2 pseudogenes are annotated in these 610 nt (G+C 61.8%); both read left to right on the forward strand.

Going from position 1 to position 610, the window contains the following annotated elements:
• A pseudogene (locus ACXJKJ_RS31170) lies at window positions 1-243 on the forward strand (hypothetical protein); the annotation flags it as partial.
• Window positions 230-610: pseudogene (locus ACXJKJ_RS31175) on the forward strand (hypothetical protein); the annotation flags it as partial. The pseudogenes ACXJKJ_RS31170 and ACXJKJ_RS31175, both read left to right, overlap by 14 nt.

Here is a 610-nt window from a genome sequence, read left to right on the forward strand (position 1 = left end):
CTGCCAACGTGCTCCGACTGCGCCTACGTTCCCCTATGCGGCGCCGATCCGATCGAGCATTACGCCCGTCAGGGCGATCCGATGGGTCATCGACCCACCAGTGATTTCTGTACAAGGAACATGGGTCTGCTCGACTTCCTTCTGGAGCGCTACGAGAAGGCGGATCGGGACACGAAACGACTGATGGAGGCATGGGCGACACCCAAGGGCGAGATGGAGGAGGCGCAGGATGCAGCCGCTTGATACGAAAGCGCGGGTTCCAATGTCACCCGGCTCCCCACTTCTGAAGGTTGTGGACTTGAGGGATTTTTCAACTTCAAGTCTGCCGCCCTCAAGGCTGGCGCTCGATCTGCGGGCGACAGCTGACTTGGCCGTCTCCACGGAACTGCTCGGCCTCCCTTGGGGCGCCCTGCTTCCACCGGATGGCCACGGGTGGCCGGCCACGGTTCCCTGGGTGAGTCTCGAGGGCGACTTGCGCATTACCAAAAGTGGTGACGTCATAGAGCTGGATCCGATTCGGCAACGGGTTGCTGTCCGATACCGCCGCGGCGACAACGGCAACGTCCTCTTTGCCACCGAGCGGTGCAACAGCTACTGCCTGATGTGCTCC

The organism is Roseateles sp. P5_E1, assembly GCF_054049335.1.